This is a genomic window from Ferrovibrio sp. (assembly GCF_002796975.1).
In the GTDB taxonomy this organism is placed as follows: domain Bacteria; phylum Pseudomonadota; class Alphaproteobacteria; order Ferrovibrionales; family Ferrovibrionaceae; genus Ferrovibrio.
Genome location: NZ_PEKV01000009.1, coordinates 105,629 through 128,588 on the forward strand (window position 1 = coordinate 105,629; position 22,960 = coordinate 128,588).

At 61.9% G+C, this 22,960-nt stretch carries 24 protein-coding genes; 12 read left to right on the forward strand and 12 right to left on the reverse strand.

Going from position 1 to position 22,960, the window contains the following annotated elements:
• Positions 1 to 82: 82 nt before the first annotated feature.
• On the reverse strand, positions 83 to 961 hold the full coding sequence (locus CTR53_RS11175) for an SDR family oxidoreductase (RefSeq protein ID WP_290812959.1): 879 nt from the start codon (positions 959 to 961) through the stop codon (positions 83 to 85).
• Between the two features lie 67 nt (positions 962 to 1,028).
• Between CTR53_RS11175 and CTR53_RS11180 the strand changes: the two genes are divergently transcribed.
• From CTR53_RS11180 to CTR53_RS11200, 5 genes are all read left to right on the forward strand, one after another.
• Positions 1,029 to 1,802 carry an SDR family oxidoreductase gene (locus tag CTR53_RS11180; RefSeq protein ID WP_290812962.1) on the forward strand — a complete coding sequence of 258 codons (774 nt, stop codon included), beginning with the start codon at positions 1,029 to 1,031 and terminating at the stop codon, positions 1,800 to 1,802.
• Positions 1,803 to 1,966: 164 nt separating this feature from the next.
• The gene (locus tag CTR53_RS11185; protein ID WP_290812965.1) at positions 1,967 to 2,479 is read left to right on the forward strand and encodes a molybdopterin-dependent oxidoreductase; all 513 of its coding nucleotides are present in this window, start codon (positions 1,967 to 1,969) and stop codon (positions 2,477 to 2,479) included.
• Complete coding sequence (locus CTR53_RS11190; protein WP_290812968.1) at positions 2,479 to 3,921, forward strand: ATP-binding protein; 1,443 nt, start codon at positions 2,479 to 2,481, stop codon at positions 3,919 to 3,921. The genes CTR53_RS11185 and CTR53_RS11190 overlap by 1 nt, the downstream gene beginning before the upstream one ends.
• Before the next feature lie 28 nt (positions 3,922 to 3,949).
• A complete protein-coding gene (locus CTR53_RS11195; protein ID WP_290812971.1) occupies positions 3,950 to 4,945 on the forward strand; it encodes an alpha/beta hydrolase in 996 nt (331 codons plus the stop codon).
• Positions 4,942 to 5,415, forward strand: a complete 474-nt coding sequence (locus tag CTR53_RS11200) for an HPP family protein (RefSeq protein ID WP_290812974.1) — start codon at positions 4,942 to 4,944, stop codon at positions 5,413 to 5,415. The genes CTR53_RS11195 and CTR53_RS11200 overlap by 4 nt, the downstream gene beginning before the upstream one ends.
• Here CTR53_RS11200 and CTR53_RS11205 read toward each other — a convergent pair whose 3' ends face one another.
• The 4 genes from CTR53_RS11205 to CTR53_RS11220 all read right to left on the reverse strand — a co-directional run bounded on the left by CTR53_RS11205 (position 5,416) and on the right by CTR53_RS11220 (position 8,950).
• Positions 5,416 to 6,336 (reverse strand): glycosyltransferase family 9 protein, encoded by a 921-nt coding sequence (locus CTR53_RS11205; RefSeq protein WP_290812977.1) that lies wholly within the window; start codon positions 6,334 to 6,336, stop codon positions 5,416 to 5,418.
• 6 nt (positions 6,337 to 6,342) lie between these two features.
• Positions 6,343 to 7,617 (reverse strand): O-antigen ligase, encoded by a 1,275-nt coding sequence (locus CTR53_RS11210; RefSeq protein WP_290812980.1) that lies wholly within the window; start codon positions 7,615 to 7,617, stop codon positions 6,343 to 6,345.
• Positions 7,614 to 8,570: a glycosyltransferase gene (locus CTR53_RS11215; protein WP_290812983.1), complete on the reverse strand. Its 957-nt coding sequence runs from the start codon at positions 8,568 to 8,570 to the stop codon at positions 7,614 to 7,616. The genes CTR53_RS11210 and CTR53_RS11215 overlap by 4 nt, the downstream gene beginning before the upstream one ends.
• A gap of 95 nt (positions 8,571 to 8,665) precedes the next feature.
• A complete protein-coding gene (locus CTR53_RS11220) occupies positions 8,666 to 8,950 on the reverse strand; it encodes a hypothetical protein (protein ID WP_290812986.1) in 285 nt (94 codons plus the stop codon).
• A 137-nt stretch (positions 8,951 to 9,087) separates the two neighbouring features.
• Between CTR53_RS11220 and CTR53_RS11225 the strand changes: the two genes are divergently transcribed.
• Complete coding sequence (locus CTR53_RS11225; protein WP_290812989.1) at positions 9,088 to 9,837, forward strand: DUF1194 domain-containing protein; 750 nt, start codon at positions 9,088 to 9,090, stop codon at positions 9,835 to 9,837.
• Here the strand turns inward: CTR53_RS11225 and CTR53_RS11230 are convergent, their stop codons facing one another.
• A complete protein-coding gene (locus CTR53_RS11230) occupies positions 9,838 to 11,244 on the reverse strand; it encodes a saccharopine dehydrogenase C-terminal domain-containing protein (RefSeq protein ID WP_290812992.1) in 1,407 nt (468 codons plus the stop codon).
• Between the two features lie 246 nt (positions 11,245 to 11,490).
• Between CTR53_RS11230 and speB the strand changes: the two genes are divergently transcribed.
• Positions 11,491 to 12,528 carry an agmatinase gene (gene speB / locus CTR53_RS11235; protein ID WP_290812995.1) on the forward strand — a complete coding sequence of 346 codons (1,038 nt, stop codon included), beginning with the start codon at positions 11,491 to 11,493 and terminating at the stop codon, positions 12,526 to 12,528.
• Here speB and CTR53_RS11240 read toward each other — a convergent pair.
• The 4 genes from CTR53_RS11240 to CTR53_RS11255 form a co-directional block, all read right to left on the reverse strand.
• On the reverse strand, positions 12,525 to 13,520 hold the full coding sequence (locus CTR53_RS11240; protein ID WP_290812998.1) for an NAD(P)-dependent oxidoreductase: 996 nt from the start codon (positions 13,518 to 13,520) through the stop codon (positions 12,525 to 12,527). The genes speB and CTR53_RS11240 overlap by 4 nt on opposite strands.
• 10 nt (positions 13,521 to 13,530) lie before the next feature.
• Positions 13,531 to 14,568 (reverse strand): LacI family DNA-binding transcriptional regulator, encoded by a 1,038-nt coding sequence (locus CTR53_RS11245; protein ID WP_290813001.1) that lies wholly within the window; start codon positions 14,566 to 14,568, stop codon positions 13,531 to 13,533.
• Positions 14,569 to 14,570: 2 nt separating this feature from the next.
• Positions 14,571 to 16,454: a TRAP transporter large permease subunit gene (locus CTR53_RS11250; RefSeq protein ID WP_290813004.1), complete on the reverse strand. Its 1,884-nt coding sequence runs from the start codon at positions 16,452 to 16,454 to the stop codon at positions 14,571 to 14,573.
• 76 nt (positions 16,455 to 16,530) lie between these two features.
• Positions 16,531 to 17,568: a TRAP transporter substrate-binding protein gene (locus tag CTR53_RS11255; RefSeq protein ID WP_290813007.1), complete on the reverse strand. Its 1,038-nt coding sequence runs from the start codon at positions 17,566 to 17,568 to the stop codon at positions 16,531 to 16,533.
• A gap of 178 nt (positions 17,569 to 17,746) precedes the next feature.
• Between CTR53_RS11255 and CTR53_RS11260 the strand changes: the two genes are divergently transcribed.
• Complete coding sequence (locus tag CTR53_RS11260) at positions 17,747 to 18,091, forward strand: hypothetical protein (protein WP_367158970.1); 345 nt, start codon at positions 17,747 to 17,749, stop codon at positions 18,089 to 18,091.
• Positions 18,092 to 18,796 (forward strand): hypothetical protein, encoded by a 705-nt coding sequence (locus CTR53_RS11265; RefSeq protein ID WP_290813013.1) that lies wholly within the window; start codon positions 18,092 to 18,094, stop codon positions 18,794 to 18,796.
• Between the two features lie 2 nt (positions 18,797 to 18,798).
• Here the strand turns inward: CTR53_RS11265 and CTR53_RS11270 are convergent, their stop codons facing one another.
• The gene (locus CTR53_RS11270) at positions 18,799 to 19,680 is read right to left on the reverse strand and encodes a LysR substrate-binding domain-containing protein (protein ID WP_290813016.1); all 882 of its coding nucleotides are present in this window, start codon (positions 19,678 to 19,680) and stop codon (positions 18,799 to 18,801) included.
• Positions 19,681 to 19,798: 118 nt separating this feature from the next.
• Here CTR53_RS11270 and CTR53_RS11275 point away from each other — a divergent pair, with 118 nt between their 5' ends.
• From CTR53_RS11275 to CTR53_RS11285, 3 genes are read left to right on the forward strand one after another with little or no spacing between them, the layout of a single operon-like run.
• Positions 19,799 to 20,785, forward strand: coding sequence for a tripartite tricarboxylate transporter substrate binding protein (locus CTR53_RS11275; RefSeq protein ID WP_290813019.1), 987 nt, complete (start codon positions 19,799 to 19,801; stop codon positions 20,783 to 20,785).
• Positions 20,786 to 20,790: 5 nt separating this feature from the next.
• Positions 20,791 to 21,249, forward strand: coding sequence for a tripartite tricarboxylate transporter TctB family protein (locus CTR53_RS11280; protein ID WP_290813022.1), 459 nt, complete (start codon positions 20,791 to 20,793; stop codon positions 21,247 to 21,249).
• A 5-nt stretch (positions 21,250 to 21,254) separates the two neighbouring features.
• Entirely contained in the window at positions 21,255 to 22,757 is a 1,503-nt protein-coding gene (locus CTR53_RS11285) for a tripartite tricarboxylate transporter permease (RefSeq protein ID WP_290813025.1), read from the forward strand.
• 40 nt (positions 22,758 to 22,797) lie between these two features.
• Here the strand turns inward: CTR53_RS11285 and CTR53_RS21280 are convergent.
• On the reverse strand, positions 22,798 to 22,960 hold a 163-nt coding region (locus CTR53_RS21280; RefSeq protein ID WP_367158971.1), incomplete at its 5' end, for a DUF3606 domain-containing protein.

Sequence of the window (22,960 nt, forward strand, 5' to 3'; positions counted from 1 at the left end):
AATACTTACAGTTTCCCATGCAACTATTGCATGGGATCATATCATTTCGGCTTATCGTACACGTTGGTTCGGATGCAACGGCCTACACTGTGCGCTGGGCTTTATCTTTCGCATTGGTCGCTGCGATGTTGGCACGGATTTCCTGCCATTCGGCATCGGACAGGTCGGTCAAAGCACCAAAGCCACCTGCAGTATTGAGCCACTGCCCGCCGTCGATGGCGATCACTTCACCAGTGACGTAGCCGGCTTCATCAGCCAGCAGGAAAGCGGCGAGATTGGCCAGTTCCGGCAGATCGCCGACGCGGCGCATCGGGATAGCGCTGATCATACGCTTCTCCAGCGCCTCGGTCGGCGCCAGCCGTTTGGTCATGCCTTCGGTCGGGAAGGGGCCGGGGGCGATTGCGTTGAGGCGGATGCCCTTCGGCCCCCATTCCACCGCCAGCGATTGCGTCATCGCCGCAATGCCGGCTTTCGACATAGCCGACGGCACCACGAAAGCCGAGCCGGTCCAGACCCAGGTGGTGACGATTGACACCACGCTGCCGCCGCGTTTTGCCGCGATCCAGCGTTTGCCGACCGCCTGCGTCACATAAAAGCTGCCATGCAGCACGATATTGGCGATGGCATCGAAGCCGCGCGGGCTCAAATCCTCGCTACGAGAGATGAAGTTGCCGGCGGCGTTATTCACCAGGCCATCAAGGGGGCCGTGTGTCCGCCAGATGGTCTCGACCATCTCATCCACCGCCTGCGCCACGCGGATATCGCAGGCATGCGCGTGGATCGCACCGCCAGTCCCGGCGGCCAGTTCCCGTGCAGTCTCCTGCAGCACACCTTCGCGCCGGCCGCAGATATGCAGTTCGGCACCCAGTTCCATCAGGCGGCGGGCCATTGCCTTGCCAAGGCCGGTGCCCCCACCGGTGATCAGGATGCGCTTGTCCTTGAACAGATCATTGCGAAACATGCTGCCTCCCTTATCCTGTTGCGGGCAAGTTTAGCAGGCGTCAGGCAGGGCGCCATCTGGAGGACACATGGATTTGCAGCTCAAAGGCAAGGTGGCCGTTGTTACCGGCGCGAGCAAAGGCATCGGCCGCGCGATTGCCGAGGGACTTGCGGCAGAAGGTATGAAGCTGGTGCTGGTCGCCCGCTCGGCCGATCTGCTGCAGGAACTTGCCAAATCCCTGCCGACCGAGAGCCTGGCTCAGGCGGTCGATCTGCGCGATGCGGCGGTGCCGGCGCAGGTGGTGGCCGCGGCAGTAAAGACATTCGGTGGAATCGACCTCGTGGTGAACAATGCCGGCGCCACCAAGCGCGGGGATTTCCTTCAACTCACCGACGACGACTGGGCAGATGGTTATGCGCTGAAGTTCTTTGGCGCCATGCGGCTGAGCCGCGCGGCCTGGCCGCATCTGATGACGAGGCAGGGCAGCATTATCAGCATCATCGGCATCGGCGGCCGGACCGGCCAGGCGGAATTCGCCATTGGCGGTTCGGTCAATGCCGCGTCGATGAACCTCACAAAGGTACTGGCTGATCGTGGTGTCACCGACGGCGTACGCGTCAATGCCATCAATCCCGGCGCCATCGCCACCGAGCGCCTGCAGGTTCGGATTCGAAACTTTGCCAAGGAGCAGGGGATTTCCGAGGCGGAAGCTGCGGTGAAGCTGCCACGCAGCATGGGTATCGCCCGATTCGGCGAACCCGCAGAGATTGCCCAGACAGTGGCTTTCCTCGCCTCATCCCAGGCTGCCTATTTGCAGGGTGCTGTGATCGACGTCGATGGCGGGCAGACCCGCACATTGTAGCGGCAACAGCCCGTCGGCTGCTGTCGGGGCGACAGAATGCCCATTGATTTTTGCCAGCGGGAATGCCACTCCGGAACGGCGTGATACATGTGTAACCATCGCGCTGTATCGGACGGGGGTGAGTGTTGCAGGGTTGGATACAGGCTGAGCGCGCGCAGCTGTGGTTGGCGCTGCTGGTGGCCGGAATTCTGGCTGTTTCGGCGACGGCTGGCCATGCGGCTGAGCCACTTCCGGTTCCGCGTGGCGAAGTCCTGCTCACCGTGGGTGGCGCCATCGGTCGTGGCAATGCGCAGGACGCCGCAGGCCGATCGGAAGCACGGTTCGATCGCGCCATGCTGGAACAGATCGGCCTTATCGAAGTGAACACCGCGACGCCGTGGCATAGTGGCGTCATGCATTTCGAGGGCGTTCCGCTGCGAGCGGTGCTCGCCACGGTAGAGGCGCGTGGCAGCAACCTGCTTGCTACGGCGCATAACGAGTATTCCGCCACGCTGCCGGTTTCTGATACAGCCCGCCATGACGTGATCCTCGCCATGAAGCTGAATGGCGAAGCAATGACACTGCGCGATAAGGGACCGCTATTCATCGTCTATCCGTTCGACAGTGACAAGGCGCTGCAAACGGACATGACCTATATCCGCTCAGTCTGGCAACTCCGCCGCATAGACGTCCACTGATGCCGCGCCGCTTCAAATCAAGTGAGTTGTCGACGCGGCCGGATGCGCTGGCCGGCGCGGCCCGGCGTTTTGTGCTGGTCCTGGTCGGCACGGTGGTGGCGCTGTCCGTGGTGCTGACCAGCTATTTCTATATCCAGCAGCGTGAAAACAGCGGCTTCTCCTTCCAGAATGTAGTCTGGGATGGTGTGCAGTTCCGCAACGAGCACCAGGTCTTCCGCGTGACCCTGCTCGAGCGGCTGGCCGAAGCACCTGGCATCAGCAGCCATGACGTGCAGCGGCGCTACGACATCCTGTTCAGCCGCCTCCACCTGATGCGCGATGGCCATACCGCCAGCATCTATCGCAGCGATCCGGGCCTGCAGGAATTGCTGCAGCGCATTGAACCGGTGATCCGCGGCTGGGACAAGCTGCTGGCAGCGTTCTTGTCCGGGGATCGCTCTGCCGGTTTCACTATCGTCGAACAGTCGCGTAATCTGGATGCCGATTTCAGTGCTTTTACTTCCGGTGTCAATGTGGTCGGCATCAAGCGACTGGAACAGTCGCGGGAACGGCTAAGCGGCCTCAATTCCGTGCTGATTGCTGCCGCAATCGTCACCTGGCTGTTGGTGATCGGCTTCGCTCTGGCGCTGATGCGGCAATTGCGTGCCACTGAACGTGCGCATGCGGAGATGCAGGCCATGACGGCCGACCTCGAACAGGCGCGGCAGGAAGCAGAAGAGGCCAGCCGGGCAAAGTCCAACTTCCTCGCCTCCATGAGTCATGAGCTGCGCACGCCGCTGAATGCCGTTCTCGGCTTTGCCGATATCATGCGGCAAGGCTTGTTCGGACCGGTCGGGCATCCACGCTACGCCGACTATGTCGACGGCATCGTCAAGAGCGGCCAGCATCTGCTGTCGCTGATTAACGACGTGCTGGATATGTCGCGCGTCGAAGCCGGCAAGCTGGAACTGAGCGAAGAAGACCTCGACCTGCGCAAGTCGATCGAGGAAGCATTCGACCTCGTCACCGTGACCGCCGAAGGGAAAGGCGTCAGCCTGACGCGTGCCCTCCCGGCGATTCTGCCGCGGCTGCAGGCCGATCCGAGGCTGCTGCGGCAGATGATGCTCAATCTCCTGAGCAACGCCATAAAATTCACCCCCGAAGGCGGTGGCGTCGAGGTAGCGGCGGCGGTGCTGACCGATGGCGGCCTGGCGATCCGCGTCCGCGATACCGGCGTCGGCATGACCGATCACCAGCTCAAACGCGTTTTTGAACCATTTTCGCAGGGCGATTCTCAGCGTGCCCGTGAGGCCGGAGGCAGTGGCCTTGGCTTGCCGATCACGCGCCGCCTGATCGAACTGCATGACGGCCAGATACATCTGTCCAGCCGCAAGAGTGCCGGCACAACAGCAACCCTGATTTTTCCGGCCAGCCGGGTGCAGGTTCCGGCCGGGGTCGTTTAACCAAATGCGTGTCCCGCGGATACTTGTCGTGCTGGCACTGGTTGGTCTTGCCGCCTGTGCACCGCGCATACAGCCGCAGGGCGAGCAGGCCGTGGCACCAGCCATTGCATCGAACGAAAGCACCTGGCAGGCCGGAGACGGACGCGTCCTGCCGCTGCGCCGTTGGCTACCGCCGGATCAGACTGGCCGGCCGAAGGCAGTGATCCTGGCGCTGCATGGCTTCAACGACTACAGCAATGCCTTTACCGAAGCGGCAGAATGGTGGGCGCGACAGGGCATCGCGACCTACGCGCCGGACCAGCGCGGTTTCGGTCGAGCGCCTTTCACCGGCTACTGGCCCGGAGAGGATCGCTTGGCCGATGACCTTGCCGAACTGCACAACCTGGTGCAGCGGTATCATCCGAATGTACCGGTATATTGGCTGGGTGAAAGCATGGGTGGTGCCGTGGTGTTGCACGGCCTGACGCAGCATCCGACCGTACGACCGGCCGGTGCGGTGCTGGTAGCGCCGGCAGTCTGGGGCCGCGCCAGTATGCCGCTGCTCTATCGAGTGACCTTGTTCGCAGCCAGCTATACCATTCCGTGGAAAACCTTTACCGGCAGCGGGCTGAAGATCCAGGCATCGGACAATATCGAGATGCTGCGCCGGCTGTCGCGTGATCCGTTGTTCATCAAGGCCACGCGTGTCGACGCCGTCCACGGGCTGGTCAACCTGATGGATGAAGCGGCGCTGGCACGTCCTGTGCGTATCCCAATGCTGCTGTTGTATGGCGTAAAAGACGAAGTGATACCCAAAAAGCCAGTCGAGAAGTTCGTCGAAATCCTGAAAGCGACGCCGGGTGTAAATATGCGCGTAGCGGTTTATCCGCAGGGATGGCACATGCTGCTGCGCGATCTGCAGGCCGAAGTGGTCTGGCGGGATATCGCTGCATGGATTGCAAACCGTCAGGCGGCGCTGCCATCCGGCGCAGAACGCGACAGTTTGCTGCTGTTCAGCGAATCCGAGAAGCAGGAAGGCAGATGAAGAGTTTGACTCGGGCCGCATTGCTTGAACTGGTTTGGGTCTTCGCCGGAATCGCACCATGCCTTGCGCTGGTGCTGTGGCTGATCGATGCCGAACACGGATTGGCACTGACCTCGCTGGGCAGCACGGCGATCCTGCTGTTCTGCTTTCCGGCACATGAGGGCTCGCGGCCGGTAGCCGTTCTCGCCTCCCATCTACTTGGCGCCGTGATTGGCATCGTGCTGCTTAAGCTCCTGGGCAGCAACATGTGGACGATGGGTGCTGGCGTTGCGCTGATTGCCATTGCAATGAAGCTGCTCGGCATCATGCATCCGCCGGCAGGGGCAAATCCACTGATTGTGCTGAACCTGAAAAGCAGTTGGCTGTTTGTCGCCTATCCACTGCTGCCAGCGCTTTTGATCATGCTGGTAGCTGTATTGATCTGGAGTAGGCTGCGGCCTGGCCCGCATTGGCCACTCAGGTGGGTATGATCAGGTCATTTTGATCGCGGGCAGGGCGGCGACTACATCCTCGATGCCGAGATCCTGCAAGCTCGGTCGCTGCAGCAATCGCACCCAATCGCCGCACGGCGATACTTTGCGCGGATCCGATTCAGCGGAGTAGAGCACCAGCGACGGGCAGCGCGCTGCGGCGATGACATGCATTGGCCCTGTGTCGTTGCCGACGCATAGCGCGGCAGCACGGCCGAGCGCGGCCAGATCGGCAATGGAGGTTTTGTCGCACAGGCTGATCGCCTCCGGGCAGACCGCCTGGATTTCGGCGATCTCGGCCTGTTCGGCGGCACGACCGATCAGAACCGGCACAATCCCCTGCTGCAGCAGGTGGTGCCCCAAAGCAGCAAAGCGGTGGGCCGGCCAGCGTTTCGCCGGCCGGTGCGGGGCGCCGCCCGGCACCAGCAGCGCGAACCGCTCAGGCAGTCCGAAACGGGCAATGTCGCTTTGCAGGAAATCGAGATCGGGCAGGCCAGGATCGGGGATACCGACCAGCGCCAGCTGGCGCCGGCGTAATTCCGAGATATGCATTGGCCCGGTGGGATCTGGAATGTGGTATCGGCAGCCCGATGCATTGCCGACCCAGCTTTCGGCAGGCGCACCGAGCAGCCGATAATAGCCTTTCGTGCGCTGGCTGCCCTGCAGGTCGTAGATCCGGCTGAAGCTGCCGCCGCGCATGCGGCGCAGCAGGGCAAGCAGCCTGAGCGGTTGCCAGAATTTCGGGCGTGGATCGGTCCAGATTTCATCAGCAAGGCCGGATCGCTGCAGCAGATCGACGTAAGGCGCGGTGGTCAGCAGCACGATCCGCTCGCCGGCATGATATTGCCGGATGGCGCGCAGCAGAGGCAGGGCGAGGATCATGTCGCCCAGCGCGGAATGCTTGATGACGAGGATCGCCATGGCAGCTCAGACGCGTTCCTGTTCCTTGAGTGTCAGCCGCACGATTGCCATGGTCAGGGAGAGGCTGGCCCAGAAAACCAGCGCCGGCCAGTTGCTGAATACGCTCTGGGTGGCGATCAGCGGAAACAACAGCACGATGAAGCAGCCGGCGACCAGCAGGCCAGTCAGCCGCGCGACGGCGTCGCCGCGCAACAATGGCCAAGTGGCGAGCAACAGAAGAAGCAGAAATACGACATAACCAAGCAATCCGGTAACTCCGGTTTCAGCCAGCCATTCGATATAGGCATTATGCGGATGCGAGGGGCAGCCGTCGGAGACCTTGGGAGCGGCGATAGCCCAGCAACTGGCTTCGAAGTTTTTCATACCGGCGCCGAAGATCGGATAGTTGTGCCAGATATCGATGCCAATCCCAAAAAGTTCGGCATAGTGCGACTCCGAGAAGTGCTTCAATACGCTGCCCAACTCTCTCATACGCTCCCAAATGCGTTCGCTCGTGGCGGCAACAGTAGCGCCAACACCGCCTGCGAGCAGCAAGGCAAGCAGACCATGTAGCCGATAGCGAGGAAAAACAAAAATACTGCCAAAGGCTGCAGTGATCAAACCAGCTACAGTCAGCAATGCCGCCGAACGCTCGCCGGTCAGGAGAATAAAGGTGAGGCCAACAGCCGTCATCGCCGCCGCGACATAAGTACTGCGGGCGCGAACACCTATCAGCAGTGGCATGGCGGCTAGCAGCGGGAAGCTCAAACGGGCGACGAACATCCCGATATTTGGACGGTCCAGCGGCCCGGTAATGCGCGTCAGGCCGTACATCGGATTGCCGGTCAGGGACGTGCCACGCAGCAATTGTATCAATCCATCGACGATCGAAAAAGCGACGGTAACGCCCCAGAGGCCGGCAATCAGCTTTAGGTCATTGCGTGACCGGATCAACCATGTGACGACAGCCGCAAACAACAGGGCGAAACGCAACCATGCGATACTACGGGAGAACGAAGCAACGGGATCTACTGCCAGCGGCGAAACCAGCAGATTGAGCAGTAGCCAAATCCCCAGGAGCACGGCCAGCATGGGATGAGTTGCCAATCCCCAGTGGCGGCGCGCAATCACGATGGCCAGAAAACTGATACCAATGATGCTAGCTGCCGCATCCGCACCGCCACGCCAGAACAGCAGCAGCAGCGGCAGAAAGCTGAGCAGCATGAGATTGACCTGTCGCAGTGCCTGGGTCCAGTCGGAGGCAGCAGGCAGTTCAAGCGATGTAATATCAGTTCGGATCATGATGCAGCGAAACCAGACGGGGAAACAGGTGCATGGCGTATGCCCGGCAGGCTGCGAAATGCAGCCGCAGCGCGGTCCAGAAAGTCTGCCGGCACGATAAAACCGGCTTTGCCGCGCAGGTATGCGCCAAGTGCGGCGAGTTGCGCAAGGGGCAGGCCGCTACGCTGGGCAGCTCTCCAGGTAATCGAAGCGCAGGTGGTTGCAATCCTGCGGCGATCTTCCGGCGGCAGCGTCGGCATGTCGCACAGCAGGTTGTAATAAGCGAAGAAACGGTCGTGATGCTGCTGGCGCTTGTCGGCGGAGAGATGCGATTCTGTCCGCGGCGCATATGTCACTCCGCCATGGAAATCGACCATGCGACGCGCGTTTGCCGCTAGGCGCAGCGGCAGCGACTCATCCTGGATGAACAGCCGCTCATCGCAGCCACCGGCGGTGTGGAACAGCGCGGCGTCAACCAGCCATGCCATACGGACGAAGCCCCGGCCACGCAAAATCATCTGCAGCGGCCGGTCACTGACGACGCATTCCGGCATCTGATCGAGCGGTGGACACGCTAGCTCAGCCGCCGCCAACGGGCTGCGGATCACTTTGCCATGTACCATATCAGCGTCGTGCTGTTGCATTGCATGACGCATCAGAGCGACGGCATCTGGGACGATCAACTCGTCGGCATCGATCAGGCAGAGCAACTGCCCGCGCGCCAGGGCAGCGCCCTGATTCAGCCGGATGCTCGGTCCGGCATTGGCCGGATTACGCAGAATGGTAACGGCAGGCAGGACAGTGGAAGCCAATTCCAGAGCGGCCAAAGACATATCGGAAGAGGCATCGTCCACGAAGATGTATTCGGCATCCAGGCTCGGAACCTGATCTGCCAGGGCGCGGATCACATGCGGCAGGATGTCGGCCTTGTTGTAGACCGGGATGACGAAGCTGATTTCAGGCAATGCAGGCACCGGTTATGCAGCAGGTTGAGCGGAAGGCAACAAGAAAACCGTCCGCCGAATACCGGCTTTCGTGCAGGGGTACAAGCGTGACCTGCAGCCGAGGTTCAGGCGATGATGTAGACCGACATCGCTGGCGGCGTACGCGCGACGCCGTAGCCGTTGTAGGTCACCGGTGCCCCATGGAATTCACGCACCACTGCTTCCCGCTCAGCCTTGGCCTTGTCGGGGCCACCGATCTCGGCGCGGATGCGCAATAGCTGCTGCAGCATGACCTCGACTCCGGCCACGCCATTGATCTGGCCGACCAGCTCAGAGCGCGATTGCGCGCTGAGCGGTTTCAGCTTGATCGCGGCGGCCTGGGCCGACAGCTGGGGAGCAAGACTTTGCATGCCAATAAGGTTACCAAATGGTTTATCCACATGAAAGTGGCCGATTTCACCATATGTATCAGTGGGTTATGGGGTGTACTGGAGGCAACCCGGTTCTCCTGCCACCGGGCGAGGAGAATCTTTGTTATCGTGGCAGCATGCCGTGGGGCGAAATCACGAGCGCTGCCAACTGCAGACGGAACCGCCGATCCCTGCTGATTGGCGGCGCCTCTCTTATTGCCTTGCCGTTCCTGTCGCCTGCCTGGGCGCAACGTCGCCCGGTCGATCTGGCGCTGGCACTCGCGGCCGATTGTTCAGGCAGCGTACATGTGCAGCATTATATTTTGCAGCAACGCGGTTACGCCGAGGCCTTCCGCAGCAAAGAAGTGAGGCAGGCGATCCGCGCCGGCATTCACGGCGCTATTGCCGTGGCCTATTACCAATGGTCCGGCTACAGACTGCAAAACCTGATCCTGCCCTGGACGGTACTGGCCAACGACGACGATATCATGCGTTTCGCCACGCAGATGGAGAATGCCGAGCGCACGATCTTCGGCGGCGGCACCTCGCCCAGCGGCGCCATCGAATTCGGCCACAAGCTGTTGTCTGATTTGCCGGTGCAGGCATCGCGACGTGTGATCGATATCTCAGGCGACGGCCGCAACAATACCGGGCCGCCGCCGGCGGAAGCGCGCAAGGCCGCCCTCGACGCCGGCATCGTGATCAACGGCTTGCCGATCCTGCATATGGAACAGGATATCGACGGTTACTACGAAAAGTTCATCATCGGCGGGCCGGGTGCCTTCATGGTACCTGCCCGCGATTATGAAAGCTTCGCTGCCGCCGTGCGGCGCAAGCTGGTACTGGAAATCGCCGACCACAAGGACCCGGCGATCTTCGAGGGCTGATCAAACAACTCGGAAATTCTTGAACTGCCACGGATCGGCGCGGTCGATATCTTCCGGGAACAGATTTTCGCGATCCTGCAGCGGCGTCCAATCACTGTACTCACCGGCCATCTCGCCCAGATAGGGCAGGCTGACCTCCATGATACGGGCGTGATCCAGTTCATCGGCCTCGACCAGGCCGCGATTCGGATTCTCCATCGCCCAGACCAGGCCGGCGAGCACGGCGACGGTCACCTGCAGCGAGGTGGCGTTGTTATGCGGGCAGAGCTTGCGTGCTTCTTCGATAGTCAGGCGCGAGCCGTACCAAAAGGCGCCTTTCTTGTGGCCCATCAGCAGCACGCCCAATTCGTCCATGCCGCTCGTGATCTCGTCCATCATCAGGCGCTTGCGCGACTGCATATCCCAGTTCTTACCGGCCACTTCATGCACCGACAGCACGGCATCGTCGCTCGGGTGATAGGCGTAATGCACGGTCGGACGGTACACCACTTTGTAGCCCTGCTTGACGCTGTAATAGTCGGCGATCGAGATGGCTTCGTTATGCGTGATCAGGAAACCGTGGAACGGGCCTTCCAGCGGGGTCCAGGTGCGCACCTTAGTGCTGGCGCCGGGACGCAGCAGGTAGATGGCGGCGTCGCAGCCGAAATCGTGGCGTCGGCCATCGGCCGGCAGTTGTTTCTCATGGCTGCCCCAGCCCAGTTCAGCGGGCTGGCAGCCTTCGCCGACGAAGCCATCGATCGACCAGGTGTTAACGAATTCGTCGCGTGCCTTGGGCGTGTTGGACACCTGGGTGTCGCGCTCGGCGATATGGATCACCTTGACGCCCAGCTGCTGCGCCAGCGCGCTCCAGCCGGCGCGATCCTTCGGCACGGCGGTGCTGATGCCGGTATCCTTGGCAATCTGCAACATAGCTTCCTTGACGAAATGCGACACTAGGCCCGGATTGGCGCCATGGGTCAGCACGGCGGTCGGGCCGCCTTTGTACTTTTCGATCAGCACGCGAGCAGAATCGCGCAATGCATAATTCGAACGCTGTGACGGCGTCTTGCTCGGATCGGTATAGCCGCCGGCCCAGGGCTCGATGCAGGTGTCGAGATACATGGCGCCCAGCTCCTGCGCCAGTTCGATCAGGGCGACGGAGGAGACGTCGACCGACAGGTTCAGCAGATAATCGCCCTTCGACAGCATCGGCTGCAGCACTTGGCGATAGTTATCGCGGGTCAGCGCAATCTTCTCGAACTTGATCTTGTATTCGTCGGCCACGTCATGGCCGCGCTCTTCCGCCGTCACGATGGTGATCTTGTCCGACGGCATGTCGATATGGCGCAGGATCAGCGGCAGGACGCCCTGGCCGATGCTGCCGAAACCAACGATCACCAGGCGGCCGGCGAACGAGACATGCTTCATGATTGGACTTCTCCTCAAATCTGGAAATCGCCTTCTAATGCAGGTTGCCCGGGCTTACCAGACCGGGACGATGGATTCGCGATGGTGGCCCTGTGGAAAAGGCGGGAAAAAGCGGCCTGGCGCCGTCGCCGCCCAAACGTTAACCCTCCGGCCGATCCGCCATTCCCCGGCCGGCTGAAGGCAGGTAGCCTTGGCGCAGTGGCTGACTCAATTGCCGCACGAGACTCAGCAATACGGAGTATCAGCATGGACAAGGCAAAGCTGGACGCGTTGCGGCAGAAATATACGACTGCCAGGGGTGGCGACATTTTCGATCCGCATTTCGCCAGAGTGGCGGCGCAGGTTCTCGTCGATCCCGAACAGCGCAAATGGCCATTCGCCGATGTGGCTACCTTTGTCGGCGCGCCGTATCGGCAGGTAAAGGACGATGCCGATTTCGTCGGGTTGGACTGTGCGCTGGTCGGTGTGCCGATGGATCTCGGTGTCACCAATCGCACCGGTGCACGGCTCGGGCCCCGTGCCGTGCGCGCTGTCGAACGCATCGGACCATATGAACATGTTCTGAAACGCGCGCCACTGGGCGAGATCAGTGTGGCCGATATCGGCGATGTGCCGATGCGCAGCCGTTTCGATCTGGCATCCTGCCACGCCGATATCGAGGCTTTCTATAAACGCATCCGAACTGCGGGCGTAATCCCGCTGTCGGTTGGCGGCGACCATTCGATCACGCTGCCGATCATGCGTGCACTTGGCGCAGGTCGTCCTCTCGGCATGGTGCATATCGATGCCCATTGCGACACCAGCGGCGAATACGAGGGCACCAAATTCCATCATGGCGGTCCGTTCCGCCAGGCGGTGCTGGATGGCGTGCTGGACCCGGAGCGCTGTATCCAGATCGGCATTCGCGGCGCGGCGGAATATCTGTGGGAATTCTCGGTCGACAGTGGCATGACCGTGATCCATGCCGAGGAAATCGATGGGATGGGCATTCCGGCGGTGATCGAGAAAGCGCAGCAGGTGGTGGGTGACGGCCCGGTCTATATCACCTTCGATGTCGATGGCCTCGACCCGGCCTTTGCGCCGGGCACCGGCACGCCGGAAGTGGGCGGGCTGACGCCGCGCGAGGCGCAGGCGATCCTGCGCGGTCTGGTCGGGTTGGATATCGTCGGCGGCGATGTAGTCGAAGTGGCGCCGCAATATGACGCCAGTACGGTGACAGCGCAGGCGGCGGCGCAGATGCTGTTCACGCTGCTTTGTCTGGTTTCAATCCGTAAGGCTGGTTAGACCTTCACGCCCAGCCGGGCCAGCCGGTTTGCCGCCGCGGCATTGACGGCACCTTCGGGGACGCGGCCCGCCCTAAGCGCCTCGACCTGCTTGACCGTATCGAAAGCCTGGTGTGATACGGCCTCCGGGGTCAAACCGCCGATATGCGGCGTGGCAATTACATCCTTACGCTTCGCCAGAATGGGTGAGGGCATCTGGTCGGGCGCGCGGCCGACATCCATTGCGGCACCGGCCAGATGACCGCTGTCCAACGCTTCAGCGAGGGCGGCTTCGTCGACCAGTTCGCCGCGCGCCAGATTGATGAAATAGCTGCCGGGCTGCATAGCGGCGAAGATGCGCGCATCCATCAGCTTTTCGGTCTGCGCATTGGCCGGCGCCAGGCAGACTACAAATTTCGCGTCATGTAGCAAATGGTTCAGTGTCACCTGCTTCACATGCGGATCGGTGATCTGCACCAGTGGATCGCTGGCCAACACGCTCATGCCCATTGCATGCGCCAGTTTGGCAACGCGGCGGCCGATGGCGCCGTAGCCAATGATGCCGATGCTGGACCGAGAAAGCTGGATGCCCATATGGATCGGCGGCGTCTCGCCATTGCGATAGGCGGTAACCGCGGCGCTGACTCCGCGCGCCAGATCGACCAGCATGCCGACGGCAAGTTCGGCGACTGAGTCCATGAAGCCGGCAGTGGCGCGGGTGACCAGCACGCCAGCCTGATCGGCGGCCGCGCGGTCGATGTTGCGGATATCCATGGCGCAGCGCAGGAAGGCAACGAGGTTGGGCAGTTGCTCGAACACTGCGGCATCGCCGGGCGTCTGTCGGTCTGACACGATCATATCACAACCACGCGCCTGCGCGATCAGTTCTTCGGTGGTTAATGGCGTGTCGCCCTTATGCAACTTGACATCACCCAACCCACGCAAAGCGGCGAGCGCTTCGTCGCCGTAATAGTTGCGCAAGGCCTCGGGAGTGTGGGTCAGCAGGATACGCATGTAAACTCGATCAACGTGACTGCGGCGCTGTAACAGACTGTCGCTGTAGCAGCGTGGATGAAAAGCGGAATTCGTCTGGCTTGGTATTCGGCTGCTTCAGACGCAGCATGATGCGGTCGACCATGGTACGCGCCAGATCGGGCAGCGGCAGCCGGATGGTGGTGAGCGGTGGCGCCGTGTAAGCCCCGAGCGGAATGCCATCCATGCCGACCACGGACATGTCGTGCGGCAATTCCAGGCCCTGTTCGCGCAGGCCGGCCATCAGACCGATGGCCATCATGTCGTTGATTGCCACGGCAGCCGTCGGCCGGTCGGCATGCTGCACCAGCGGCGCGGCCAGGCTCTGGCCCAGTTCGGCCATTTCCTCGTCGGCATAATGCGAGGCCGTGCTGCCGGCGATCACCACACCTCGAATCCCGGCGCGTTCGACGGCATGTATGAAGCCTTCGCGTTTTTCGGCACGGCTGAAAGTCCAGCCCGAAGGGGTTAGGAAGGCGATGGTGCGGTGGCCCTGCTCGGCCAGATGCTGCACCGCGAGGCTGGCGCCGGCGACGTTGTCGGCCGAGACGTAATCCAGGATCGGCTGGCGATCACGGCGCGCATGGCTGTCGTAGCTCACCGCCACCAGGCCGCGCGATACCGGATCTTCGAAATGAGCTTCATCGGCCAGTGAGGAAATCACGATTACGCCGCGCACGCCCTGCGACCACATATCCTCAAGGAAGGCGCGTTCCTGCTGCGGATCGCGGTAGGTGTTGGCGACGATGACGCGATAGCCATGGCGGGCGCGGGCAACAATCTCGATCTCGCGCGCCAGCAGGCCATAAGACGGGTTGCCCATCGACGGCACCAGCAGGCCCAGCATCTCGATCTGGCCGGTCTTGAGCTGGCGCGCCGTGCGATTGGGCTGGAAGCCGAGTTCGGCCACCGCCTGCTGTACGCGGCCAAGCGTTTCCTTGCTCATCTTGTCGACGCGGCCGTTCAGGACGTTCGACACTGTCGAAGTCGAGACCCTGGCCAGTTTTGCGACGTCGGTGATGGTAGACATGCTCAGTTCATGCCGAATCGGGAAGGCAGCCACAGCGAGAAGCTGGGGAACAGCACGAGTATAACGAGGCCGATTGCCAGAATGGCAAGGTATTTCATCATCGGCCGTGCCACATCCTGCACACGGGTGCCCGTCATGGTGCAGGTGGCAAAAAGCCCGAGGCCCACCGGAGGTGCAAAGAGCCCGAAGCCCATCGCGATCACCATCACGGTGCCGAAATGCAGTGGATTGACACCGAGCTGCGCGGCGATCGGCGTCAGCAGCGGACCGAAGATGATCAGCGCCGGTGCGCCTTCCAGCACGGCACCGAAGAAGATCATCACCACCGTGGCCAACAGCAGGAACATGATGCTGCCGTAGGTATGGCCGAACTCGATCATGGTGCCCGAGATCAGGGCGGGAATTTGCTCGATGGTCAGCGCATAGGCAAAGCCCGAGGCTGCCGCCACGATGAACAGGATGCTGCCGGCCATGGCGGCCGACTGCACGAACAGCTTCACGGTCAACCGTACAGTCAGTTCGCGGAAGGCGAGACCGCCGACCACCAGCGCGTAGACAACGGCGAAAGCTGAAATCTCGGTGGAGGTGGCGAGACCGGTCATCACGCCGCGGCCGATCATCAGGATCATCAGTAATGCCACCAGCGAACCGACGATCAGTTGGGTCAGCGAGCGGTCGCTGGCCTTGAGATGTTCGGGCGCAACCTTACCGCCTTTCCAGACCGCGACGACGGCCAGCAGCAGCGCCAGGAAGGCGGCCGGCATCAGCCCGGCGACGAACAGCCCGCCGACCGAGACATTGGCGACGAAGGCGAAGATGATCATGTTGACGCAGGGTGGGATGGTTTCCGCCATCACGGCCGTACAGGCAAGCAGACCGGCCGTTTCATTGGGATCCTGCCGGCTGCGGCGTACGGCCGGCATGATGATGCCGCCGACAGCTGCGATATCTGCCAGCTTGGAACCGGAAATGCCGGAGAAGACCGCAGTGGCGACGATGGTGATCAGATTGATGCCGCCGCGCAGCCGCCCCATCATGCGCAGCAACAGCTCGATCAACCGCGATGACATGCCATTGGCTTCCATGGCGATGCCGGCCAGCACGAAGAAGGGGATCGCCAGCAGCACGAAGTGATCGGCGCCGGCGGCCACCTGCTGCGAATAGATTACCATTGGCAGTGACGGATCGGCGAGGAAATAGGCCAGCGAGGCGAAGGCGAGTGCGAATGCAATCGGTACGCCGATCACGATGCTGCCGAGGAAGCCGACCAGCAGCAGAAGCAGCGGCGACGGTGCCGACTCCCAAGCATAGGTATGCCAGGCCGCCAGCACGGCAAAGGCGATGATCACACCAGTCAGGGTGCCGAAGGCAAGCGGTCGTGGTGCCTCGAAGGCGTTGGCCAGCGCGAAGATCGCCATGCACAGGCTGCCGATCACCACCGGCCAGGCATAGATGCCATGTGGCAGGCCGAGTGGCGTGGTCTGGCCGGCGCTTTCCTCCAGCAGCATGTAGGAGGTGATCAGCAGCGCCAGTGCTACAGCGGCGATGATCCATTGCGCGATCTGCACCAGTACAGTTTGCCAGCGTGTGGGGAAGAGGCCGCGGAAGACGTCAATCCCGGCATGGTGATTACGGCCAAGTGCGGTAGCGGCGCCGAGAAAGACCAGCATCACCATCAAGGCGCGGGCCACTTCCTCGGCCCAGTCGACCGGGTCGTGCAGGAAGTAGCGGTAGATCACCGAGGCAAAAACGACGGCGACATCGACGGCAAGGGCGACACCGGCAGCATGTTCGATCAGGCTCAGGCCGGTGCGCAAGCCGTCGCCCAGGCGACCGAACCGTTCATACAGAACCGGTGCATCTGGTATCGCTGCGCTGCTGTTCATCCTGACACTCCCTGCTGCCTGCATCCTGCCGGGGGGCGCCCGGCAGGATTACTGGCATCCGTTCTTCGATGGTTACTTAGCCACGCGCCTTGGCGATGGCCTCGAAGACCGGCTTGGTAGCGGGATACTGCGCCATGAACTGCGCATAAAGTGTATCCGATACCGGCTTGGCGATGGCGGCGCGGTCGGCGGCCGGGAAGGGAGTGAAGGTGACGCCGAGCTTTTCCAGTTCCTTCATCGCACCGGTCGCCTTGGTATCGGCAATCGCGCGTTCGGCTACAGTGGCTTCGCGCGCCGCCGCCAGGAAGGCCTCTTTCAGGTTGGCCGGTACCTTGGCCAGACCGCGCTTGCCGATCGCGCAGATCATCGGGCTGAACAGGTGATCGGTGCGCATACAGAATTTCGCCACCTCGTAGAAGCGGCTCGACAGCACCGTCGCCGGGTCATGCTCGAAGCCGTCCACCACGCCGGTCTGCAGTGCGGTGTAGAGTTCATTCACCGGGATCGGTACCGGCACGGCCCCCATCAGCTTGAAGGTTTCAATGAAAGCCGGGGCCGGCAGCACGCGCAGCTTCACATTCTTCAACCCGGCCATATTCCCGACCTTGTTGCGGGTATAGACGCTGCGCGCGCCGAAATGGAAACCCCAGCCCAGCACGTTGACGCCCTTGCGCTCCGCCAGCATCGCCTCGAAGGTCTTGCCGACACCGCCATCCAGCGCCTTGGCGCCATGGGTATAACTGTCGAACAGGAAGCCGAGATCAAGCGCGCCGAGTTCGGGCACGGCGGTGGCCCAGATCGACGAACCGGTGATCATCATGTCGACCGAACCGATGATCACCTGCTGCACAACATCGGCTTCCTTGCCAAGTTGGCTGTTGGGGAAGAAGTCGAGACGGATGCGGTCGCCCGCCTTCGCCTTCAGATTCTTCTGAAACAATTCGAACCAGACATGGTGCGCGGCATTCGGATCGACCGGCATGCTGGAGGAGACCCGGAAGGTGATCGGTGCGCCCTGTGCAAGGACGGCAGGCGCGGGGAACAGGCCTGTGGCGGCAATGCCAGCGGCGACAGTGGCGCCCGAGCCGATAAAACGGCGGCGAGTAATCGTCATGCGGTGGTTTCCTTTCCCTGGTTCTTTTTTAGTGTATCGATTTACTAAATCGATTTACTATGGGAAATGAGATTCTGTCAATCTTTTTCAGACGGATCGCTTTCACACGTTCCGTCCTGGGTGCTGGCACATAAGAGAGAGAGGTGATGCCGTCGCCTTCACAGACACGTGTCTCTGTATCGCGCGCCATGGCGATGCGACCGGCCGTATGCGCGGTGTTGCCGCCGGCTATCCGGCCTTCGACAAACGCAGCGGCAAGACCATCGACCTGCAGGACCGCAGCAACGCTTGCGGGGTTGAACACCAGCAGCCGGTTTTTGCGGCCGAGAGCCGGCTGCTGCTCGGACTGGCAGCGCTAACTGGTGCCGACGAGCTGGTGGCACTGGAGCTGTATCTCAGCGACCGCACCGCCGGCATGCCAGCCGAACCCCCGGCTGTAACGACTATCGCCGACCGGGCATTGCGTCACCGCGGACAAAAGCTGATATTCCGCGTGCGGGCATCACGCCCATATGCAGGCTGAATGTCCACCCCAATCAGGCCGTTGAAGTCGCCGCTGCAGGCTGGCCTGCCGGATCGCCTGCATAATGCGCTGCTGTGGCGTGCCGAACAGGCAAAAGTCAGTCTGGACGATGTCGCCAAGTCGGTGGGGATGTCCCCAGAGATTCTGGCTGCGAAATGCAGCGGCGCATCCGACATTCTGTTCCAGGATGTCGAGGTGCTGGAAGACTATTTCACCGCTATCGGTTTCCCCGGCCTGATCGACGAGGTGCGCCGGCCGCATGGCTGGGCGTCCTATCCGCTGCCGATCAGTGTTGCGCGTGAAAACCAGATTGCCAGCCGTCTGCTGAATCTGGCGGGCGATATCCGTGGCGCCGGACTCTCATTGCCCGAATTCCTCGGCGAATGCGGTCTGCTGCCATATGTGCATATCATGGTGAAAACAGATGATGCGATCCGCACCGTGCATTGTGGCGGCTCGGCGGCGGCAAGCGCTGTGAGCGTCGACCGCAGTATTCTGGGCCGCGATTTGCGCCTGCTGAACGATCGTGCCTATGGCTATTTCCTGCACAACCATATTTCGGAACTGCTGCGGCGTGGCCAGCCCGATCTCTGCCGCATCACCTCGCCGACGCTGCATTACTCGCGGCTCAGCGTGCCGGCTGGCCTGACCATGGTCAGCTATTCCTTCGACGTCGAAGCCGCCGCGTCGTTCACGCTGCGCTGAAGTCATCCGAGCGCCGGCACTTCCGCCAGCAGTACCGCGAGTGACGGATTGGTATTGCTGCGCCGCCAGGCCAGATGCAGTTCAGCCACGCGCGAGCCGATATCGATAGGCCGCAGCACCACGCCGCGGAAGCGCAGGTTAATCGCCGCCTGCGGTACCAGCGCCACGCCAAGCCCAGCCTTGACCAGGCCCAGGATCGAATGAATCTGGCTGATATGCTGCACATACTGCGGCGTGACGCCGGCCTCGGCGAAAATCGCGGCCAGCAGGTCGTAGAAATACCGCGCCTCATACGGGGAATAGGTCACCAGCGGTTCATGGTCGAGATCGGCCAGCGTCGCCTCGCGCACCTTGGCCAGCCAGTGTCCCGTCGGCACTGCCAGCACCAGCGGTTCGCGCACGACGCAGCGCGAATGCAGTTCGACGCGGCTGAACGGCTGACGGACCAGGCCAATATCGATGCGTCCGGCGGTCAGGGCTTCCAGTTGATCGGCCGATACCATCTCGCGCAGGATCAGGTCGATGTCGGGTGCAGCCTTGCGGAAATGGGCAATCAGTCGCGGCAGGTAGTCGTAGCCCGACACTGCGGTGAATCCGATGCTGACCGAACCGGCGTCGCCCTGCGCGGTACGCTTGGCCGACAGTGCCGCCGCTTCGGCCAGACGCAGCAGCCGGCGCGCTTCCGGCAGGAAGCCCGCGCCCGAGGGCGTGAGAACGACCGTGCGGCTGGTGCGTTCGAATAACCGGACTTCAAGCGCATGCTCGAGCAGCTGGATCTGCCGGCTGAGCGGAGGCTGCGTGAGGTTCAGGCGTTTCGCGGCGCGGCCGAAATGAAGCTCCTCGGCAACGGCGACGAAGCAGCGGAGTTGGCTGAGTTCGAACATCGATCCAAAAAAGGTATTGATCTATCCCGAAATTAACTCAGTACGGCATCGAATGTCCAATACGATCAAACGCACCAGACGGCCACAGACCGTCCAGAACTGCATGGAGGAAAGCAATATGAAGACCCGCATGATCCGGGCCCTTGCCCTGTCGGCGTTCGCCGCCGCCGCTTTCGTCGCCGTCCCGTTCAGCGCTGCCAAAGCGCAGGATTTCAAAGGCCCCGTGCGCATCGTAGTGCCGTTTGCGCCGGGCGGCACGTCCGACATCCTGGCCCGCCTGATCGGGCCGAAGCTGTCGGATGCGATCAAGACCAGCGTGATCGTGGAAAACAAGCCGGGTGCTGCGGGTAATCTTGGTGCCGAAGCGGTGGCCAAGGCCAAGCCCGATGGCCACACCCTGCTGCTGATGGATGTCGGCAATCTCTCCACGGCGCCGAGCCTGTTCCCCGACCTCAATTTCAACATCCAGAAGGATCTCGCGCCGATCGGCATGGTGATGTTCGGCCCTTATGTGCTGGCCGTGCATCCTTCCGTCGGCGTGTCGACGCCGAAGGATCTGGTCGCCTATGCCAAGGCCAATCCCGGCAAGCTGACGGTGGCGAATTCCGGTGTCGGCGCGGTGAATCACATCACCGCCATCACGATTGCCAAGGCACTCGGCATTCAGTGGAAGAACGTGCCCTACAAAGGCGGTTCGGCCGCGTCGCGCGCGGTGATCAGCGGCGAGAGCAACACCATCATCAACGGCACGACGGCGACACTGCCCTTCGTCGTCAACAAGCAGCTGGTCGGCATTGCCGTCAGCGGCGACCAGCGCCTGCCGACTGCGAAGGATCTGCCCACCTTCAAGGAAGCTGGCTTCCCGGCCGGTGACGCCGGCACCTGGCAGGGCCTGCTGACCACCGGCGGCACACCGGCGCCACTCGTCAACAAGCTGAATGCCGAACTGAAGAAGATTCTCGCCATGCCGGATGTGCAGGCCAAGATCGCCGAGCAGGGTGGCGTAGTGAAGGCCGGCTCGCCGGCTGACTTCGCCAAGTGGCTCGACAACAGCGTAAAGACCTGGGGCGGAGTGATCAAGGAAAACGGCCTCAAGGCCCAGTAAGCACGGTGTCCAGGCGTATAGACTGGCCGGATCTTCTGCTCGGCCTGTTCCTGCTGCTGGTCGCGACGGGTACGCTCGTCGCGACCAGAAAGCTTGGTGTCGGCACGGCCGCCAATATGGGGCCGGGCTACATGCCGCGGGTGATCGCAATCGCCGTGATTCTGTTCGGTCTGTTCTTTACCGGACGCGGCCTGCTGCGCAGTCATCTGGGGATCGCGCAGGTTCACTTGCGACCGCTGCTCGCCATTCCGCTGGCCGTGGCACTGTTTTCACTGCTGGTGGAAGTGGCCGGTCTCGCTGTCGCCTCGCTGATCACCATTCTGGCTGCAGCTTACGCCACCCATGAAGTGCGGGCGCGGGAGGCGGTGATCTTCGGTGTGGTGATTGCCGCGGCATCGGTGCTGCTGTTCGTCAAGGTGCTGTCGCTGCCGTTGCCGATCTGGCCGCCGGATCTGTTCGGGTAACGCACATGGAATTGCTCGACAACCTGATGCTCGGCCTGTCCACGGCCTTCCAGTTCAAGAACCTGCTGTTCTGCCTGATAGGTGCGCTGATCGGCACCGCCATTGGCGTGCTGCCCGGCATTGGCCCGATCCCGACTGTGGCATTGCTGTTGCCCTTCACCTTCGGGCTGGAACCCGCCTCGGCGATGATCATGCTGGCCGGCATTTTCTACGGCGCGCAGTATGGCGGTTCGACCACGGCGATCCTGGTCAACGTGCCAGGTGAAACATCTTCTGTCGTGACCTGCATTGACGGCCACGAGATGGCCAGGCAGGGGCGGGCAGGGACTGCATTGGCCATTGCCGCGCTGTCATCCTTCTTCGCTGGCACCGTCGCGACGGTGGTGATCGCGGTGCTGAGCCTGCCGCTGTCTGCTCTTGCGCTGAAATTCACCGCCGTCGAATATTTCTCGCTGCTGGTGCTGGGCCTGATCGCCGCTGTGGTGATGGCGCATGGTTCGGTGATGAAGTCGCTGGCCATGGTGCTGCTCGGCCTGCTGATCGGTCTGATCGGCATCGACGTCAATTCGGGTGTCGCCCGCATGACTTTCGGCATCACCGAATTGTCGGATGGCATCGATTTCGTGCCGGTCGCCATGGGGCTTTTCGGGCTGGGCGAGATCATCGCCAACTTGGAGCGCAAGGACGAACGGCGCGTAGTCACCAGCCAACGTTTCCGTGATCTGATGCCGAGCTGGGCTGACCTGAAGCAGGCATTTCCCGCCATGCTGCGCGGCACGGCAATTGGTTCGGTGCTGGGCGTGCTGCCTGGCGGTGGCGCGGCTTTGCCGCCATTCACTGCCTATGCGCTGGAGAAGAAGGTGGCGCGCGACCCTTCGCGTTTCGGAAAGGGTGCCATCGAAGGTGTTGCCGGGCCAGAGGCCGCCAATAATGCAGGCGCGCAGACCAGCTTCATTCCGCTGCTCACGCTCGGCGTGCCGTCGAATGCGCTGATGGCGCTGATGATCGGCGCGCTGATGATGCAGGGCATCCAGCCCGGTCCGCAGGTGATGACCGAACAGCCGGCGCTGGTTTGGGGCCTGATCGCCAGCATGTGGGCTGGGAATCTGATGTTGCTGGTGATCAACCTGCCGCTGGTCGGCGTCTGGGTCTCGATGCTGAAGATTCCCTATCGCCTGCTGTTCCCGGCGATCGTGCTGTTCTGCTGCATCGGCACTTACGGCATTTCCAACAGCCTGTTCAATGTCTGGCTCATGCTGGGCTGCGCGGTGATCGGCTATTTCTTCATCAAGATCGGTGTCGAGCCGGCGCCGCTGCTGCTTGGCCTCGTGCTCGGGCCGCAGCTGGAGGAGAACTTCCGCCGCGCCCTGCTGCTGTCGGATGGCGATTTTACTGTCTTTATCCGCCATCCGATCAGCGCCGTTCTGCTCGGCGTGGTGGCAATTCTGCTGCTGGCAATGCTGTCGCCCGCAGTGCTGCGCAAACGTAAGGAAGCGCTTACCGAGTAGGAGATATAGCGGGCGCAAAGGCTCCCGCTATATATCTCTTTTAGGAGGGGTTTTTGCCGAGTACCTTGGCCACGTCATTGACGCTAGTACCCACGGACTCTACTGCCGCATCCAGCACTTCCGGACGTACGCGGAATTTCTCCGACCACCAGCGGCGTTCATAATCTTCACCGACATTGACATGCGAACGGTCCGCTGGCCCG

Coding starts and splice junctions, on each gene's coding strand:
- CTR53_RS11265 (WP_290813013.1), top strand. CDS start 18,092: ATGTCCACCCCAATCAGGCCGTTGAAGTCGCCGCTGCAGGCTGGCCTG.
- CTR53_RS11205 (WP_290812977.1), bottom strand. CDS start 6,336: ATGGCGATCCTCGTCATCAAGCATTCCGCGCTGGGCGACATGATCCTC.
- CTR53_RS11245 (WP_290813001.1), bottom strand. CDS start 14,568: ATGTCTACCATCACCGACGTCGCAAAACTGGCCAGGGTCTCGACTTCG.
- CTR53_RS11225 (WP_290812989.1), top strand. CDS start 9,088: ATGCCGTGGGGCGAAATCACGAGCGCTGCCAACTGCAGACGGAACCGC.
- CTR53_RS11200 (WP_290812974.1), top strand. CDS start 4,942: ATGAAGAGTTTGACTCGGGCCGCATTGCTTGAACTGGTTTGGGTCTTC.
- CTR53_RS11230 (WP_290812992.1), bottom strand. CDS start 11,244: ATGAAGCATGTCTCGTTCGCCGGCCGCCTGGTGATCGTTGGTTTCGGC.
- speB (WP_290812995.1), top strand. CDS start 11,491: ATGGACAAGGCAAAGCTGGACGCGTTGCGGCAGAAATATACGACTGCC.
- CTR53_RS11270 (WP_290813016.1), bottom strand. CDS start 19,680: ATGTTCGAACTCAGCCAACTCCGCTGCTTCGTCGCCGTTGCCGAGGAG.
- CTR53_RS11285 (WP_290813025.1), top strand. CDS start 21,255: ATGGAATTGCTCGACAACCTGATGCTCGGCCTGTCCACGGCCTTCCAG.
- CTR53_RS11250 (WP_290813004.1), bottom strand. CDS start 16,454: ATGAACAGCAGCGCAGCGATACCAGATGCACCGGTTCTGTATGAACGG.
- CTR53_RS11240 (WP_290812998.1), bottom strand. CDS start 13,520: ATGCGTATCCTGCTGACCCACACTCCCGAGGCCTTGCGCAACTATTAC.
- CTR53_RS11180 (WP_290812962.1), top strand. CDS start 1,029: ATGGATTTGCAGCTCAAAGGCAAGGTGGCCGTTGTTACCGGCGCGAGC.
- CTR53_RS11220 (WP_290812986.1), bottom strand. CDS start 8,950: ATGCAAAGTCTTGCTCCCCAGCTGTCGGCCCAGGCCGCCGCGATCAAG.
- CTR53_RS11175 (WP_290812959.1), bottom strand. CDS start 961: ATGTTTCGCAATGATCTGTTCAAGGACAAGCGCATCCTGATCACCGGT.
- CTR53_RS11275 (WP_290813019.1), top strand. CDS start 19,799: ATGAAGACCCGCATGATCCGGGCCCTTGCCCTGTCGGCGTTCGCCGCC.
- CTR53_RS11255 (WP_290813007.1), bottom strand. CDS start 17,568: ATGACGATTACTCGCCGCCGTTTTATCGGCTCGGGCGCCACTGTCGCC.
- CTR53_RS11210 (WP_290812980.1), bottom strand. CDS start 7,617: ATGATCCGAACTGATATTACATCGCTTGAACTGCCTGCTGCCTCCGAC.
- CTR53_RS11190 (WP_290812968.1), top strand. CDS start 2,479: ATGCCGCGCCGCTTCAAATCAAGTGAGTTGTCGACGCGGCCGGATGCG.